This window comes from Paenarthrobacter sp. NPDC058040 (assembly GCF_042885775.1).
In the GTDB taxonomy this organism is placed as follows: Bacteria; Actinomycetota; Actinomycetes; order Actinomycetales; family Micrococcaceae; genus Arthrobacter.
Window position 1 is genome coordinate 370,512 of sequence record NZ_JBHVRN010000001.1, and the last position, 18,129, is coordinate 388,640.

An 18,129-nucleotide genomic window follows, 5' to 3' on the forward strand; every position below is an offset into this window, starting at 1 on the left:
CGGGTTCTGTGCCGCGCTCACAGCGGGATGTTCCCGTGCTTCTTGGTGGGCAGGCTGGCGCGCTTGTCCCGGAGGGCGCGCAGGCCGCGGATGATCTGGACGCGGGTATCGGACGGGGCGATCACGGCGTCAACGTAGCCAAGCTCTGCTGCCTGATAGGGGTTGAGTAGTTCTTCCTCGTAGCCCTTGATGATTTCCGCGCGCCGGGCTTCGACGTCGCCGCCCGCCTCGGAAACCGCTGCGAGGTCCCGGCGGTAGAGGATGTTCACGGCGCCCTGGGCTCCCATAACGCCGATCTGTGCCGTCGGCCAGGCGAGATTGAGGTCGGCGCCGAGCTTCTTGGAGCCCATCACGATGTACGCGCCACCGTAGGCCTTGCGGGTGATGACCGTGAGCTTGGGGACAGTAGCCTCGGCGTAGGCGTAAAGGAGCTTCGCGCCGCGGCGGATGATGCCCTGGAATTCCTGGTCCTTGCCCGGCAGGAAGCCGGGAACGTCCACCAGGGTGATGATGGGGATGTTGAAGGCATCGCAGTGGCGGACGAAACGTGCAGCCTTCTCGGAAGCGGAGATGTCCAGCGTTCCCGCGAACTGCATGGGCTGGTTGGCCACGATCCCGACGGTGTGGCCTTCGACGCGGCCGTAGCCGATGATCACGTTGGGGGCGTAGAGGGACTGCATTTCCAGGAAGTGTGCGTCGTCGACGATCTGCTCGATCACCTTGCGCATGTCATAAGGCTGGTTGGCCGAGTCAGGGATCAGGCCGTCGAGTGCGAGGTCGTCCTCGTCGATCTCCAGTTCCTGGTCGTGTTCCACTACCGGGGCCTCGGAGAGGTTGTTCGAGGGCAGGAAGTCCAGGAGTTCGCGGACGAACTCGATCGCGTCTGCTTCGTCGGAGGCCAGGTAGGTGGACGTACCCGTGGTGGCGTTGTGCTGGCGCGCGCCGCCAAGGGTTTCCATGTCCACGTCTTCGCCGGTGACGGTCTTGATGACGTCCGGGCCGGTGATGAACATGTGGGAGGTCTTGTCCACCATCACCACGTAATCGGTCAGGGCCGGGGAGTAGGCGGCGCCACCGGCGCACGGACCCATGATGAGGGAGATCTGCGGGACCACGCCCGAAGCGTGGACGTTGTTGCGGAAGATGTCCGCGAACATGGCCAGCGAGGCCACGCCTTCCTGGATGCGGGCGCCGCCGCCGTCGTTGATGCCCACAACCGGGCAGCCGTTGCGGAGGGCGAATTCCTGGACCTTGACGATCTTTTCGCCGTTGACCTGGCTCAGCGAGCCGCCGTAGACACTGAAGTCCTGGCTGTAGATGGCGATGAGGCGGCCGTCGACGGTGCCGTAACCGGAAACCACGCCATCACCGAGCGGCTTCTTCTTCTCCATGCCAAAGGCGGTGGAACGGTGGACGGCGAGGGCGTCGAACTCCACAAACGAGCCGGGATCCACCAGGAGGTCGATGCGTTCGCGGGCAGTGTTCTTGCCGCGCGCGTGCTGCTTCTCGATCGCTTCCGGGCCGGAAGGCTGCTCGGCACGTGCCTGGCGGTCGCGGAAGTCGGCGATCTTTCCCGCTGTCGTTGTCAGATCGTGGCTCATCAAGTGTCTCCGGCTCTGTAGCTGATATTCCTTGGCGCAGTCCGTTTCCGGGAAAGCACTTGGTTAAGTAGCTTCCGTACAAAGAACAGGCCCTGTTGGCCAGTCTAGTGACGCCTTTGCCGCGAACCGCTGTAGAAACCCTACAATTTTCGGCGCCCATGCCCGATGGGGCTCGCCGTGGTGCAGCGGAAAGCCGCCGGGGCTGGGGTGGTCCAGGCTCCGCTATGTTACCCGTCAGTAACATATTTCCGTTAGAGTGTCCCCATGACTCCAAGCAACGACGCTTCGTCCCCTTACGCCGCCACTGGATCCCTCGCAGGCCGCACCATCATCATGTCCGGCGGGAGCCGTGGCATCGGGCTGGCCATTGCCACGCGTGCCGCGAAGGATGGCGCCAACATCGTGCTCCTGGCCAAGACCGGGGAGCCGCACCCCAAGCTCGAGGGCACGGTCCACACCGCAGCGGAGCAACTGGTCGCGGCGGGCGGCCAAGCGTTGCCGCTGGTTGGCGATGTCCGCAATGACGACGACGTCGCAGCGGCGGTGAGTGCCGCCGTCGAGCGTTTTGGCGGGATCGACGTCGTCATCAACAACGCCTCCGCCATCGATCTGTCCCGGACCGATGCAGTGGACATGAAGCGTTACGACCTCATGCAGGACATCAATGTCCGGGGGACCTTCCTCCTGTCCAAGCTGGCGTTGCCCGCCCTGCGCCAATCGGGCCATGGACACATCCTCACGCTTTCCCCGCCCCTGAACCTGGACCCGAAGTGGGCAGGCATGCACCTTGCCTACACCATGGCCAAGTACGGGATGAGCCTCACCACCCTGGGCCTCGCGGAAGAGCTGAAGGACGACGGCGTGCAGGTGAACTCCCTCTGGCCGTGCACGCTGATCGACACAGCCGCGATCCGGAACATGCCCGGCGGCCGGCAGATGGTGCAGGCCGCCCGGGGTCCGGAAATCATGGCGGACGCCGCCCACGCGGTCCTCTCCGGCGGGGGCGGCTACGGGAGCGGCAACTTCTACACGGACGAGGAAGTCCTCCGTGCCGCGGGAGTCCGCGACTTCTCGCCCTACAGCCTCGGGGCGCCGGAGGGGAACCTGGTTCCGGACATCTTCCTCTAAGCGGATTCACACGTCCCGGGAGCGGTTTGCGGCCGGGTAACTGGATAGGATTCAGCTATGGATGCCGAACAGCCCGAAAGCCGCGAACCGAACGAGTCCCAGCTTCCTCCCGCCTTGGACCACTCGGCATTGTTGGCGCCCGATTTCCTGGCGGCAACCGGCATTTCGCAGCTGAATATCGTCGAGTCCACCGGATCCACCAACGCCGACCTCGTGCGTGCCGTGACCGTTGAGCCAAAGAAATGGGCGGACCTGGCCGTGTTGACGGCGGAGCACCAAACGGCGGCCCGAGGACGGTTGGACCGGCACTGGGAATCGCCCGAACGCTCTGCAGTTTCGGTGTCCATGGTGCTGCGCCCCGTGACGGCCGAGGGCATGCCGGTTCCCACGCAGAGCTACTCGTGGCTGTCCTTGCTGGCCGCCGTCGCGTTGCGGGAAGCGTTGCAGCAAACCGCGGGAGTGACCGCCGAGATCAAGTGGCCCAACGACGTCCTGGTTAATGGACGCAAGATTGCGGGAATCCTCGCCCAAATGACGCCCCTCGGCGACGGCTCGGTTCCCGCCGTCATCCTCGGCGTGGGGCTCAACGTCACGTTGTCGGAGGACGAACTGCCCGTGCCCACGGCCACGTCGCTCGCGTTGGAAGGAACCACGACGACGGACCGCACCGCGCTGCTCAAGAGTTACCTTTCGAGCTTCACCCGCTTGTACCGCAGCTTCTGCAACGCCGAAGGCGACCCCGCAGCCGGACTCGCCGGCGGGCCGTCGCTCCACAAGCAGGTTGAATCGGCCATGGTCACCCTGGGCCGCGAAGTCCGGGCCCATCTGCCCGGCGACCATGAACTGGTGGGCCATGCGTCCCGCCTCGATGAGCACGGATCCCTCCTGGTGGTGGACCACGGAGGCCGCGAGCATGTGGTGACAGCCGGTGATGTGGTGCATCTGCGTGCCACAGAAAGCGGTTATGCGTAAGGAACTGCTTCCGGGGGAGCAGGTCCTGACCGTAACGCGACAGCAACCCCGTTCCCTGTTCTTTCCGGTGCTGGTGCTCATCCTGATTCCCGCGGTGGCCGGGTACGCCAGCGCCTGGATCGCCAAAGGAAATCCGCAACGGCTGATGCCGTTCATCACCAGTGCCTGGACGCCGTGGCTCATGGGTGCCTGCGTGGGACTTGCCGCGCTGGTGATCCTGGCTTACAGCGTCAAACGTTTCCTGCGCTGGCGGTCCCTGCGGTACATCCTGACAAGCCGCCGCATCATTGCCAAGCACGGAATGCTGCGGCGGGGCGACTGGCAGGTTCCTTTGATGTCCGTCCGCAATGTGGGCATCCAGCAGAGTTTGCTCCAGCGGACCTTGCATTCGGGGAATATATCCTTGGATACCGGGCACTCAGGAATGACGATCCTCGCGGACGTTCCCGAAGTGGGGAAATTCCGTGGCTTCATCATCGATGCTTTGGAGGATCTCCCGAGGGATGGTGTCCTCGAAGGGGAAGTGCTGCCGGATTTTGACGATGTGCCGTGGGAAGTGAGAGAAGGTGGAAGAGATGAGCGTTGAGGATCAGCAGTCCGGCGAGGACCTGGACCAGGAGTTCGACGCCGTACCCGAACCTTCAGTGGATGAGGACACAGATCCAGTACCCAGCCAGCCGGTAACCGCCGGTCCGCCCACGGGTGTGATGTCCGCGGAGCGTCTCGCCATCAAGGCGCTGGAAACGCGGTTGCTGGGCGGCGAACGCAAGCTCCGCCGTCGTGAAGTTGCTGCCGGTGCCGGTGTTTCTGTCCTGTCAGCCCGGAAATTGTGGCGTGCCCTCGGTTTCCCCAACTGGGGTGACGAGGATGTGGCGTTCACCGAACGCGACCAGGCTGCGCTGAGCACCATCCTGGACCTGGTCCGCGCCGGTCTCTTGACGGAGGAAGCGGCCATTTCCGTGACCAGGTCAATCGGCCAGATGACGGACCGTATGGTGGTGTGGCAAGTCGAAGCCCTGGTGGAGGACATGGTCCAGGAGCAGGGAATCCCGGACGCCGTGGCCCGCAAGCAGTTGGTGAACCAGTTGCCGGCCCTGGTGGATTCGCTCGAGGAGATCCTGGTCTACTCCTATCGCCGTCAACTCAACGCAGGCGTCCAGCGGCTCGCTGTCCGTGCCGAAGCCGGCCTCCAGGCCAGCGAAGAAGGCCGGGAAGGCGACGAGGACGACGCTCCACTGCCCTTGGCCCGCGCCGTAGGCTTTGCCGACCTCGTCTCGTACACCAGTTTGTCCCGCCGCATGAACGAGAAGACGTTGGCACAAATGGTGCAACGCTTCGAGAACAAGTGTGCCGAAATCATCTCGATCGGTGGCGGCCGCCTGGTCAAGACGGTGGGCGACGAAGTCCTCTACATTGCCGAAACTCCTGCCGCCGGTGCCGAGATTTCCCTCGCGCTGGCCCACGCATTCACGGAGGACGAGATCCTTCCGCAGGCCAGGGTTTCCATGGTCTGGGGCCGCATCCTCTCCCGCCTCGGTGACATTTATGGCCCCACGGTCAACCTGGCGGCCCGCTTGACCAGCCTGGCGCAACCAGGAACGGTGCTGGTGGATGCGATGACCGCGGCCGCCTTGGGCCAGGACGAACGCTTTGTGCTGGTCCCGCAGGCCTCGGAGAATGTGCGTGGTTTTGGGGAAATCCATCCGGTGATGCTGGCCCGTGGCCGGGGCAAGGGTCTGGTCCTGGACTAAGTCCCACAGCGGGCGGCCGCCTCCGGGCCCCGAGGGCAGTTCTACCCATCCCACCTTCGCTAATCGATGGATTAAACCGGTAGGCTGGGTGACTGTTCGCGTCAAGCCAGCCGCGCGAAGGGTGACGGCTGCCAATTTCACGGGGGATTGTTGATGGCACCGTCCAGGAGGCCCGGCCAACGAGCGCCCAAAAAGAGCGCAGCCGCGTTGCGCCGCAAGAGGGTCATCGGGGCGACATTCGTGGTCGCGGCCGTTGGCGTTGTTGTCACGGGCGCCATTCTCTACCCCGGATTCAAAAGCACCGAAGTGGACTTGAACGACGGCGGCGTGTGGGTAGTCAGCAAGGCCAACAACGCTGCCGGCCGCCTGAACTACCCCTCCAAGTCTTTGGACGGCGCCGTGGTTCCGGCGAGCGACGACTTCGACATACTGCAGCAAGCAAGCGACATTTTCATTGACGACACACGTGGCGCCACAATCAATCCGGTCAGCGCGGCGAATATGCGGCTCGGCGGCGACCAGAAGCTTCCCGGCTCCGCGAAGGTGAGTTTCGGCAGCAAGATGCTGGCCGTCACCGATCCGTCCAAGGGCAAGGTGTGGGCGGTTTCACCGACGTCCATCAGCGGGTTCAGTGACGAATCCAAGCCGCTGATCGAACAATCCGTGGGGATCACGTCCATTGTCGGTGCCGATGACACCATCCACACTCTGGATCCCAAAACCGGCAAGCTGACGGCCACCCGCGTGGACGCGGACGGCAACGCCGTTGACTCCCAAGTGCGCACAGACGACGGACTGAAGGCCGACGGCGAGGTCCAGCTGACGGTGGTGGGGGACAAAGCCGTCGTGCTGAACCAGGCCACCGGAAACATCGTCCTTCCGGGTGGCTCCACTGTTCACCTGGACGACGCCAAGGACGCCAAGCTCCAGCAGCCCGGGCCCGAAGCCGGTGCCGTGGCCATCGCAACCAAGAGTGCGCTGCTCCTGCAACCCCTGGACGGAGGCACGGCCAAGACCGTGAAAACGGACGGCCAAGGCATTCCGGCAGCGCCCGTCCACGTGGGCACCTGCACCTACGCAGCGTGGGGCGGGGCCAACAAGTACGTGCGCGAATGTGCCAATGAAGCGGACAGCCGCCGCGCCGACGTCCCCAAAGCGAGTGCGTCGCCGTCATACGTCTTCCGGGTGAACCGGGACCTGGTGGTCCTCAACGACGTCAACTCCGGGAACGTCTGGATGGTCAACCAGAACATGCAGCTGGTGAACAACTGGCTGGATGTCATCCCACCGCAGCAGACCTCCGACGACGCGGACAAGGATTCCGCCGACGAAGTCCAGCAGACGGTCCTTCCGGACCGCAGCAAGCCCAACACTCCTCCGGTGGCCAAGCCGGACGCGTTTGGCGTGCGGGCGGGAAAGACCACCTTGCTTCCGGTCCTGGACAACGATGCCGATTCCGACGGCGACATCCTGACGGTCAGTGCCGGCGAGCCGCTCAAGTCCGGAGCATTGTCCGCCGTCTACGGTGGCACCGGCTTCCAGATCGCGGTCCCCGCGGGAACCACTGGTTCGGAATCGTTCAAGTACACAGTGGATGACGGACGCGGCGGGACGGCGTCCGCGGACGTGGACCTGCGGATTGTGCCACCGGAAGAGAACAGGGCCCCGCAGCCCAAACCGAACCGCAACAACTCCTTGGTGGTCCAGTCGGGCAAAATCGCCAACCAGTACATCCTCACCGACTGGATGGACCCCGACGGTGACGACCTCTTTGCTGTCTCGGCCTCCAGCAGCGATCCCGCGGACCAGGTCCGGATCAGGCCCGACGGCTTGCTCACGTTCCAAGACTCGGGAGCTGGTGCTGGCCGGAAGACCCTCAACGTCACCGTCTCGGACGGCTCGCTGACAACCGAAGGCCAGATCAGCGTGGACGTCCGTGCAGCGGGTGCCTTGCCGCCCATTGCCAACGCCGATCACGTGGTGGCAGTCGCCGGGCAGGACACGGTGGTGGCACCGTTGAAGAACGACACCGATCCCCAAGGCGGCACCCTGCGCCTGGCCCAGGCCCAGCCGGACGGCCAGTCGACTGCCGTGGTAGGGCCGGACCAGCAGACTTTTACCTTCAATTCGACGGCGGTCGGCGCCCACTATGTCACGTATATGGTGACCAACGGCCCGGCGAGTGCGCAGCAATTGGTTCGCGTCGACGTCGTTTCCGGGAACAGCGACGGCGCCCCGGTTGCCGTCCGTGACATCGCCCTCCTGCCCAGCGGAGGGAGCACGGTGGTGGATGTGCTGGGCAACGATTCGGATCCCGCCGGCGGCGTGCTGGTGGTCCAGTCGGTGACGGCGCCGGACGGCCTGCCTGTCAGCGTGGCAGTCCTGGACCACTCAGTGGTGAAAATAACGGACATCCGCGCCGAAGGGCAGTTGTCCTTGAAGTACACCATTTCCAACGGCAAGGCCTCGGCTTCCGGGGACATCTCCGTCCAGGTGCTCCCGGCGCCCACCAAGCTCCAGGCGCCGCAGGCCAAGCCCGACGAAGTCACGGTCCGTGCCGGAGACGTCGTCACCATCCCGGTACTGGAAAACGACTCGGATCCCAACGGAGGTGAGCTGACGCTCGACCCCGTCCTCGCACAGCAGCCCGATGAAGCCGACGGGCGCATGTTCGTTGCCGGTAACACGCTGCGGTTCATAGCGGGCGAAGAGGCGAAGACCGTCTACGCGATCTATAAGGTCACCAATGCTTCCGGGCAATCGGATTCCCAGCAAGTCACCATCCGCATCCGGGCGCGTGACGACGCAACGAACACCCGGCCGGAACCGAAGAACCTGACCGCCAGGGTGGTTGCCGGGATGAGCGTGAAGGTTCCTGTCCCGCTGGACGGCATCGACGCCGACGGCGACTCGGTGCAGCTCATTGGCATCGACAAGGCACCGTCGCTGGGCACCGCGATCCTCCGTGACGGTTACCTCGAGTACACGGCAGGTGGAAAGTCGACCGGGACGGACACGTTCAGTTACCGCGTCCGGGACAGGATCGGGGCCGAGAACACCGGCACAGTGATCGTCGGCATCGCCCCCGCCGAAGCGGACAACCAAAAGCCGATCGCCGTGGACGACGTCATAGACGTCCGTCCGGGGCGGCGCATCGCCGTCGATGTGCTCAAGAACGACTCAGACCCCGACGGCGACCCCATCGCCTTGGTGCCAACGTTTGAGGCCAAGCCTGGGCTCCAGGTAGAAGCTTCGGCGGGCAAAGCCTTGCTGACGGCGCCCGGCGTGGCCGGAGTGGAAAGTGTCAGCTACCGGATCCAGGACGACAAGAAGGCCGAAGCCAGTGCAGTGATCCGTGTGCAGACCAGTGCCTCGGCGCCCTTGCACGCTCCCATTGCGGTGGACGACCACGTGACGCTTGCCGAGACGCTTGGCAAGACAGCCGTGGACGTACCGGTGCTGAAGAACGATTCCGACCCCGACGGCGTTGCCGAGGACTTGAAGATCTCGCTGCCCGACGGGAATCCGAATGCACGTGTGGGAACCTCGGGCAACGTGGTGGTCACCTTGGCTCCACAGGACCAGTTGATTCCGTACACCGTCACCGACATCGACGGACAGACGGCCACCGCCGTGATGTGGATTCCGGGCCAAGGTCTCCAGTATCCGACGCTCGCGAAGACTGACGTGGTTGAAGTGACGGCCGGCAAGGAAGTCACCTTGTCCTTGGCGGACTACGTGAAAGTCCGGGACGGGCGCACCCCACAGCTCACCCTGGTGGACAAGATCAAGGTCCAGGGCGGAGACCCGGTCAACGTCGCCGCAAGCAACGGCACGGCCCTGCGCTACGCCGCCCAGGCCGATTACGTGGGTCCGGGCTCGGTGACCTTTGAAGTCACTGACGGATCAGGACCGGACGATCCCGAGGGGCTCAAGTCCACGCTCACCATCCCGACCAAGGTCCTTCCCGATCCGAATGCCAACCACCCACCCACCTTCAGCGGGGCCTACCTCGACGCGCCGCAGGGGGACACCACCGAACTGGACCTGGGCAACCTGGCCAAGGACGTGGATGAGCAGGACCAAGGGAAACTGAAGTTCGAGTTCGATGGCCAGCAACCGGGCGGTTTCAACGCAAGGATTGATGGCACTCTCCTGAAGGTCACCCCCGGTGGCTCCCTGAACCCGGGCGCCCGTGGCATCCTGCCCCTGAAAGTGACCGATGGCCGCTCCGAGCCGGTCAGGGCAGCCGTGACCGTCACCGTTGTTTCCTCCAACCGGCCCAAGCCAGTGGCCAACGATGACACCGTGGACAATGCCGATGCCGGCAAGCCCCAGACCGTCAACGTCCTGGGGAACGACTTCAACCCGTTCAGCGAGCCGCTGACGATCGTCTCCGCTGTGACCGAGACAGGTTCAACAGCGGGACAGCCGTCCATATCCGGGGACTCGATTTCCGTAACGCCGGCTGAGGGTTCCAAAGGCGTCCTGGTGGTCAGGTACACCATCAAGGACAAGACCGACGATCCCGGACGACAGGCCGTAGGCCGGGTGCGGATCACCGTGCGCGACAAACCCGACGCGCCCTCCGCCCCGACGGCAACCGACGTCCGGAGCCGCACGGCCGTGCTTAAGTGGGCGCCGCCGTCGGACAACGGTGCCCCGATCAGCAAGTACACAGTGAAGGCGGCAGGGTTCCAGCAAGAGTGCCCCACCACCACGTGTACGCTCACGGGCCTGACCAACAACGTCAAGTACGTCTTCACCGTGACGGCCACCAACGACGTGGGCGAGTCGGCTGCGTCGGTGGCCTCGAACGAGATCAAGCCTGACGAAAAGCCCTCGCCGCCCGCCCCGCCAACGGTAAAGGCCGGTGACAAGGACCTCGTCATCACGTGGACCCCCGCTAAAACCGAGGGCTCGCCGGTGAAGCACTACAACCTGGAGATCTCGCCGCCGCCAGCCAACGGCATCGCGGTGAAGAACGATGTCGCCGGGCTCAGCTACACCTGGGCGGGCTTGACCAATGGCGTGAAGTACAAAGTGCGGGCGCAGGCTGTCAACGACCTCGGGCCGTCGGACTGGAGCCTGTACTCGGCCGAAGACCACCCGGCTGGCCTGCCCGGTGCCCGGCGGCGCCGTTGACGGCCGTTGTTCAGTCCGGCAATGGCAAGAACACTCTGCAGGTCAACTGGAGCGAGCCGGACATCAACGGCGACCCCATCAAGAACTACTACGTCACCATGAACGGTGGTGGGGCTGCGGCGCAAACCAAGACCATTCCCGGCAACACCCGGACCACCACCTTTGAAGCAACCAACTCCGAAACCGGCTACACCTTCACCGTCCAGGCTGAAAACAAGGCCGGCAAGGGTGGGGTCAGTGCGGCCTCGGCTCCACGCAGGGCCACGGGCAAGCTGGGAACCGTGGGCAACGTCAGTGCCACGCCGGCGAACACCGGGGGCGCGGGCGGACAAGTGACCATCAACTTCGCGGTGCTCAACAAGGACCAGCGCAATGGCTCGAGCGCCAACGAGGTCAGCTACACGTACCGGGCAAGCACCGGCCAGTCCGGACCCATCCAGCCGGGCCAGACCGTGGGAGGCTTCGGGAACGGGCAGGCCAGCAGCATCACCGTGACGGCACAGTCTTCCGTGGCGCCGAGTTCGGACGCGAGTGCGGCGGCCACGGCAACGCCTTACGGGGCACCGGGGACGCCGTCGGCGTCGGGCCAGGACGGTGGCGTCAATACGAAGTCCGTCACCTTCTCTTGGTCCTCACCCTCGCCCGCAAGCAATGATGTGAGGGCGACGAAGATCAGCGTTGACGGCGGTGGCTGGGAGACGGTGGGAGCGTCCGGCAGCCGGACGGTCAATACCGCGGGTTGGGAAGAGACGCACAGCATCCGGGTCCAGACCTTCAACTCGCTCGGCACAGGCGGCTCCATTGCCAGTGCGAGCGCGAAGTCAGGCAAGGAAGGCGTATGGCAAGGGGTTCTCAACACCGGCGTCGTTCAGCGTTCCTGTACCTACACGCTCGGCGGCATGAACTACCAACCGAGTCCCGACTTCACCTGTGATGGAAAGGGTGGCAACCAGCCGCCGTGGGAGTACCCAGGCCAGAACATGATTGTGAAGTGTTACATCGTCCAGAAGGACGTCAATAACATCACATTTGCGTGGTGGCGGATCGAGGCCGGTTCGGCGCGCAACGCCGGCCGCTACATCATCGCAGGTCACACCACGGTGGGTGAGCCGGGATCGGTTGGAGCACCGCCATGCTGACCCCGCACCAGCCTGAGGACCGGGGACTTGTACCCATCGCGCCCCGCACGACCAAGACAGTATGCTGTCAAAGCCAATGGAGAGCCCGGTATCGGGTTCGCGTGGTTGGCCGTGTGGCGCGTGGGATAGTCTTAGGCACTGAAAATTCCGCCGCTGTATGGGGGTACTGCGGAATGTCTGGCTGCCGGCACTTGCCGGTGGGCCTGGAAGCTGCTTCGTGCGGCTGGAACAACAAGGGAATTTTGGGGCTGTGACTTCTTTCTTCGGCAAGGACTGGCTGAAAAAGCGTCGAAACAAGAAACTCGTCTCTGCGACGGCCGTGACAGCGGCTGGGGCAGTGCTTGTGGCGTTCGCCGTGCTGTACCCGGGTTTCAAGACCACCGAGGTGGACCTGAACGACGGCGGCGTGTGGGTGGTGAGCAAGACCAAGAACGCCGTGGGGCGCCTCAACTACCCCAGCCGCGTCCTGGACGGCGCGGTGACACCGGCGAGCACCACGTTCGACGTCCTGCAGCATGACGGCAACGTTTTCGTGGACGACGAGTCCGGTTCCACCATCAACCAGGTGTCCGCAGCGAACCTGAAACTGAGCGGCGACAAGCAGCTCCCGTCGTCGTCCCAAGTCAGCTATGGCTCCACCGTCCTGTCGGTGACCGACCCCGCCAAGGGCAAGGTGTGGGCCTTGTCCCCCTCCACGGTTAACGCCTTCGACGAGGAGGGCTCCGAGCCCGTCCTCACCGGCTCGCAGGGAATTGTCTCCGCGGTGGGTCGGGACAACCGCATCTACACCGCGGATCCGGGCAAGGGCGAAATCACGGTGACTACGGTGGACGCCAACGGGGAACGGTCAAACTCCGACGTCACCAAGGTGGACGAGCTGAAAGGCGCCGGCGACCTTCAGCTCGCCGTCGTCGGCGACAAGCCAGTGGTCCTCGATGCCGCCTCCGGGAACCTCTTCCTGCCCGGCGGACGGAAGCTCCAGTTGCAGGACGCCCGTGAGGCCAAGCTGCAGCAAAGCGGCGAAGACAGTGGCTTCGTAGCCATCTCCACCCGTAAGGCCCTCCTGAAGCAACCACTGGACGGCTCGACGGCGGATACGGTCACCGCCGGGGGAGAAGGCGTGCCCGCGGCTCCCGTGCAGGTGAACAAGTGCGTCCACGCGGCGTGGGCAGGCGCCAACAAGTACGTCCGGGACTGCGAAAACGATGCTGACGACAAGAAGAACGATGTCCCCAAGGCGAGTGCCTCGCCGAGCTACGTGTTCCGGGTCAACCGCGACCTCGTGGTGCTGAACGATGTGAATTCCGGCAGCGTGTGGCTGGTCAACCAGAACATGCAGCTGGTCAACAACTGGGACGATGTTGTCCCGCCGAAGAACCAGTCCAATGACCAGGACGAGGAGTCCGCGGACAACAACACCATCAACGTGCTGCCGGACCGGACCAAGCCGAACCGGCCGCCGGAAACCAAGCCCGACGAATTCGGTGTGCGGCCCGGCCGGACCTCCATCCTGAGCGTCCTGGACAACGATTCCGACCCCGACGGCGACGTGCTCACCGCAGCGGTCGGCGCCAACGGTCCCAAGTCCGGCGCGCTGGAAAGCATCTACGGAGGCTCTGCCTTCCAGATCAAGGTTCCCGCCGAAGCGAAGACGGGCACGGAGACCTTCGACTACAACGCCTCCGATGGCCGGGGACTCTCGGCCGGTGGCAAGGTCACCTTGCACGTGGTGGGTACCGACGAAAACAAGCCTCCGTTCTTCAAGCGTGCAGAGCCCACCACCATGCTGGTGGAACAGGGCAAATCCGTCAGCCAGAACATCCTGACCGATTGGATGGACCCCGACGGCGACGACCTCGTGCTCCTCGATGCCAAGGCTGACAATGAGCAGGACCAGGTCAAGGTGCGCCGCGACGGCCTGCTCACCTACCAGGACTCAGGTGCCGCCCCCGGCAAGAAGAACGTGACCATTACCGTCTGGGACGGCCGGGCAACCACCACCGGTCGCGTCGTGGTCAACGTCCAGCCACCAGGGGCACTCGCTCCCGTGGTCAATGCCGACCACGTCACTGCCGTCGTGGGGCAGGATCTGGTGATCTCACCGCTCAAGAACGACGTGGACCCCAACGGAGGTGCCTTGCGCGTGGCGCACGTCGAGGCTGCGGGCCAGGCGGAGCTGGGTGCCATTACCGACGGCGGCACGTTCACCTTCCGCAGCAATACCCCGGGTCCGGTCTACCTGACGTACATCGCCAGCAACGGCCCGCAAAGCAGCCAGGGCCTCATCCGCGTGGATGTGGAATCCGGCAAGGATCCCGGCGCACCTGTCGCCGTGCATGACGTTGCCCTGCTCCCCGTAGGCGGAAGCGTGCTGGTGGACCCGCTGGCCAACGACTCCGATCCTTCCGGAGGAGTGTTGGTGTTGCAGTCCGTCACCGTGCCGGATGGTTCAGCGGCGTCGGTCAGCGTGATTGACCATAGCGTCTTGCGCGTGACCGATGTCCTCGGCTCCAAGGACCCCTTCGTCTTCAGTTACACCATGTCCAATGGCCGCTCCTCGGCCACCGGAACAGTGGGGGTGGTCCCGGTGCCGGCCCCCGCCGTCGTCGAAGCTCCACAGCCGAAACCCGACGAAGTCAACGTGCGCGTCAACGACGTCGTCACCATTCCGGTTCTGGACAACGACACCCATCCGCAGGGCGAAGAACTCACGGTGGATCCGGTGCTGGCCCAGAACATCGCCGAAGAAGACGGCAAGGCGTTCGTTTCAGAGAACACGCTGCGCTTCGTCGCCGGACCAACGCCAAAGACGGTGCGTGCCATCTACAACGCCGTGGACCCGCAAGGCCAGAAGAGCGCGGCAGCCGTGACCATCCACATCCTTCCGCTGGAAGGCGCCCAGAACTCGCGCCCGCAACCCCAGAACCTGACTGCCCGCGTGGTGGCTGGCGGAACGGTCCGGATTCCCGTGCCGTTGGACGGCATAGATCCCGACGGCGATTCGGTGCAGCTCACGGGAATCGACAGCACGCCCACCATGGGAACTGCGACGGCGGGCAGCAACTTCATCGATTTCGTCGCCGCCGGTGACGGTGCGGGCACCGACTCGTTCCGCTACAAGGTGGTTGACCGCCAGGGTGCGGTGAACACCGGAACGGTGACAGTCGGCGTCGCGCCCCGGGGCGAAAACAACCAGAAACCCGCGCCCGTGGACGACGAAGTGAAGGTCCGTCCGGGACGCCAGATCGCGGTGGACGCGACGGCCAACGACACCGATCCCGACGGCGATCCCATCCGGATCCTGACTGACAGCATCGAAGCCGACAAGTCCCTGGATGCCCACGTCAGCAAGACCAGCGGGCGCATCCTCATCACGGCACCGGCGGTTGAAGGCACGGTCAACGTGCGTTATTCCGTCGCTGACGACCGAGACGCCGTGGGCCAGGCCAGCATCCGGGTGATCGTGAAGAACGACATACCGCTGCAGGCTCCGATTGCCCGGGACGACCGCGTGACCTCGGCCCAGACTCTGGGCAAGACGGCCGTGGATGTTCCTGTGCTCAAGAATGACGAAGATCCGGACGGCGTGGGGGAGAACCTCAAGGTCAGCACCGAGGTGCCCACCGCGAGGCCCGGCTCCGAGGGCAACGTGATTGTTGAACTCACCGAGCAGCCGCAACTGGTGCCGTACACCGTGGAGGATGTTGACGGCCAGAAGTCCACGGCCATCATCTGGGTCCCCGGTGTGGGCCAACAGGTTCCCACGCTCGCCAAGGACGAGGTCATTGAATTGGTCTCCGGCCAGTCCGTCACCGTGGACCTGGCCGAGTGGGTAAAGGTCCGCGACGGGAAGTCGCCCCGGCTCACCCAGGCCGACCGGATCAAACTGATCGGCGGAGACGGAAGCGATCCCATCGCCAACAACGGAACGGCCATCAAGTACACGGCCGGTGCCGAGTACGTTGGCCCCGGCTCCATCAGTTTCGAAGTGACCGACGGCAGCGGCCCGGACGATCCCAACGGCTTGAAGTCCACGCTGAGCATCCGCACCAAGGTGCTGCCCGATCCGAACAAGAACAACCCGCCGGAACTCCTTGGCAGCGAGGTTGAGGTGCCCAAGGGAGATTCAGCGAGCCTGGACCTGGGGAAGCTGACGTCCGATCCGGACACCGACGATGTCCAGAACATGAATTATGAACTGGTCGGTTCCGCCCCGGGCGGTTTCCGGGTCAACGTTGACGGCAAAACCCTCAGGGTCTCCGCCGATGACTCTGTCCAGATCGGCCAAAGCGGCACGGTCCAGGTCAAGGCCAAGGACCGTCGGGGACTCGAAGCCCTGGCCAGCTACAAGCTCACGCTGACGGCCTCCAACAGGCCCAAGCCCGTAGCCAACGACGACGTGGAACCGGACGCCCAGTCCGGGAAGCCGGTCACCGTCAACGTGCTCGCGAACGACTCAAACCCGTTCCCGGATACGGCGCTTAAGATAGTTGCGGCTCAAACGGAGACCGGTAGCGGAAACACCGATGTGGCGGGGGATTCTGTCACGGTCACGCCCGCTCCCGGATTCACGGGAACTCTGGTGGTCGCCTACACCATCGCTGACAAGACTGGAGAACAGTCGCGCTATGCCACGGCCCGCATTCGCTTGACGGTCAAGGACAAGCCGGAAGCTCCCACCACCCCGCAGGCCCAGAGCGTCGGCGACCAGACTGCACTGTTGACCTGGAGTGCCCCGGCTGACAGGGGCTCGCCCATCACCAAGTACACCGTGTACGGCGAGGGTGGCTTCAAACAGGACTGCCCCGCGAACACGTGCACCCTGACAGGCCTGACCAACAACGTGAAGTACCACTTCGCGGTCACGGCCACCAACGCCATCAACGAGTCCGAGAGGTCACCGGTCTCGGCCGAGGTCCGTCCCGACGTCAAGCCCGACACCCCGGTTGCTCCGACGCTGAAGTTCGGCGACAGGCAGCTCTCCGTTGCCTGGGTGCCGCCGGCAAGCAAGGGGTCACCGGTCAAGTCCTATGATCTGGAGATCTCGCCCGCACCTGCCGGCCAGAACCCGCAGATCCAGAACCTCACCGGATCCAGCTATGTCTGGAAGGGACTGACCAACGGCGTGGCGTACAAGGTCCGAGTCCTGGCCAGGAACGACGCCAAGGAACCGTCCGAGTGGAGCCCGTACTCAGCCGCCGAAACCCCGGCAGGTGTACCGGCAACGCCGGCAGCGCCCACGGTGTCCGGCGCAGGGTCGGTAGGTGCCCAAAGCCAGTTGCGCGTCAGCTGGGCGGCGCCCAACAACAACGGTGACCCGGTGTCTGCCTACACGCTGACCACCTACCGGGGTGGCGCCGTCGTGGGTTCGCAGTCGGTGGCTGCCACCTCGCAGAACGTGACTGTCGCCAACTCCGAGGCGGACTACACCTTCACGGTTTCGGCAACCAACAAGGCCGGGGTGAGCGGTGTCAGCCAGCAGTCGGCCGCCATCCGTGCTGCGGGCAAACCTGGAACCGTCGGCAGCGGCTCCGTCACTGCCACCGGAACCAGCGGACAGTTGCGCGTTACCTTCACGCCGCTGACGGCCGCCGAGCGCAACGGCTCGCAGGACAACGAGATCACCTACCGCTGGCAGACGGCGTCGGGGTCCGGACCCATTGGCCGAGGTGGCGGAGACATTGGCGGGCAGCCCAACGGCAGCAACGTGGTGGTCAACATCATCGCGACGTCGGTCAAAAACAACCAGTCCGGCGACGCCAAGGCGATCGGCACGGGCAACCCGTACGGGCCGCCGAACGCGCCCAACGTCAACGGCGGCAAGTCGGGCAAGGGAGATGACAAGGTTCACTTCACTTGGAACAATCCGGCAACGAACGGGCGCCCGCTGGATCACTACGAAGTCAGCCTCGACGGTGGCGGATGGACGAACGTCGGAAATGCAAACCAATACAACCCTGATGGTGGTCGCTGGGACAAAACGCACACGCTCCGGGTCAGAGCCGTCACCGTCGTGGCCGGTCCGGCCGGCAGTGCCAACGCCACCAGCGGAGATGATCCAACACCACCGCCACCCACGTCATGGACAATTACTGCGACTCCAGTTCGCAGTTGCACCGAGCCAAGCAGGGGCACGGACAGCTTCCGGGACGGCAATCCCTCCGACTGTGTCGGGGGCGGCAAGTGGTTGAACGCCGGGGCATCGGGACAGTCCGACTACTACGTAGTTTGGTACAAGAGCTCCGACAACCCCAGCGGAATTTGGTATCACCTCACCAGCGGTATGGCCGCGGGAAACTTCGTAAGACATGACACGACTAACCGTGATGGTCAGGGCCCACCGCCAGGCATGCCCCAGCGATGAGGCAAGTTCGCTGACTATTGAGACAACAG

At 64.4% G+C, this 18,129-nt stretch carries 8 protein-coding genes; 7 read left to right on the plus strand and 1 reads right to left on the minus strand.

The window, feature by feature from the left end:
- Positions 1–17 precede the first annotated feature (17 nt).
- Positions 18–1,601, minus strand: a complete 1,584-nt coding sequence (locus tag ACFVSJ_RS01635; protein ID WP_387433588.1) for an acyl-CoA carboxylase subunit beta — start codon at positions 1,599–1,601, stop codon at positions 18–20.
- Positions 1,602–1,865: 264 nt separating this feature from the next.
- Between ACFVSJ_RS01635 and ACFVSJ_RS01640 the strand changes: the two genes are divergently transcribed.
- The 7 genes from ACFVSJ_RS01640 to ACFVSJ_RS01670 all read left to right on the plus strand — a co-directional run bounded on the left by ACFVSJ_RS01640 (position 1,866) and on the right by ACFVSJ_RS01670 (position 18,100).
- On the plus strand, positions 1,866–2,729 hold the full coding sequence (locus ACFVSJ_RS01640; protein ID WP_387433590.1) for an SDR family oxidoreductase: 864 nt from the start codon (positions 1,866–1,868) through the stop codon (positions 2,727–2,729).
- A 57-nt stretch (positions 2,730–2,786) separates the two neighbouring features.
- Complete coding sequence (locus ACFVSJ_RS01645) at positions 2,787–3,701, plus strand: biotin--[acetyl-CoA-carboxylase] ligase (RefSeq protein ID WP_387433592.1); 915 nt, start codon at positions 2,787–2,789, stop codon at positions 3,699–3,701.
- Positions 3,694–4,287: a PH domain-containing protein gene (locus ACFVSJ_RS01650; protein WP_387433595.1), complete on the plus strand. Its 594-nt coding sequence runs from the start codon at positions 3,694–3,696 to the stop codon at positions 4,285–4,287. The genes ACFVSJ_RS01645 and ACFVSJ_RS01650 overlap by 8 nt, the downstream gene beginning before the upstream one ends.
- A complete protein-coding gene (locus ACFVSJ_RS01655) occupies positions 4,277–5,452 on the plus strand; it encodes an adenylate/guanylate cyclase domain-containing protein (RefSeq protein ID WP_387433598.1) in 1,176 nt (391 codons plus the stop codon). Before ACFVSJ_RS01650 ends, ACFVSJ_RS01655 begins: the two co-directional genes overlap by 11 nt.
- A 153-nt stretch (positions 5,453–5,605) precedes the next feature.
- Entirely contained in the window at positions 5,606–10,597 is a 4,992-nt protein-coding gene (locus tag ACFVSJ_RS01660; RefSeq protein WP_387433600.1) for an Ig-like domain-containing protein, read from the plus strand.
- Positions 10,594–11,736, plus strand: coding sequence for a fibronectin type III domain-containing protein (locus ACFVSJ_RS01665; RefSeq protein WP_387433603.1), 1,143 nt, complete (start codon positions 10,594–10,596; stop codon positions 11,734–11,736). The genes ACFVSJ_RS01660 and ACFVSJ_RS01665 overlap by 4 nt, the downstream gene beginning before the upstream one ends.
- A 157-nt stretch (positions 11,737–11,893) precedes the next feature.
- Positions 11,894–18,100: an Ig-like domain-containing protein gene (locus ACFVSJ_RS01670; RefSeq protein ID WP_387433606.1), complete on the plus strand. Its 6,207-nt coding sequence runs from the start codon at positions 11,894–11,896 to the stop codon at positions 18,098–18,100.
- The last annotated feature ends 29 nt before the right edge of the window (positions 18,101–18,129 follow it).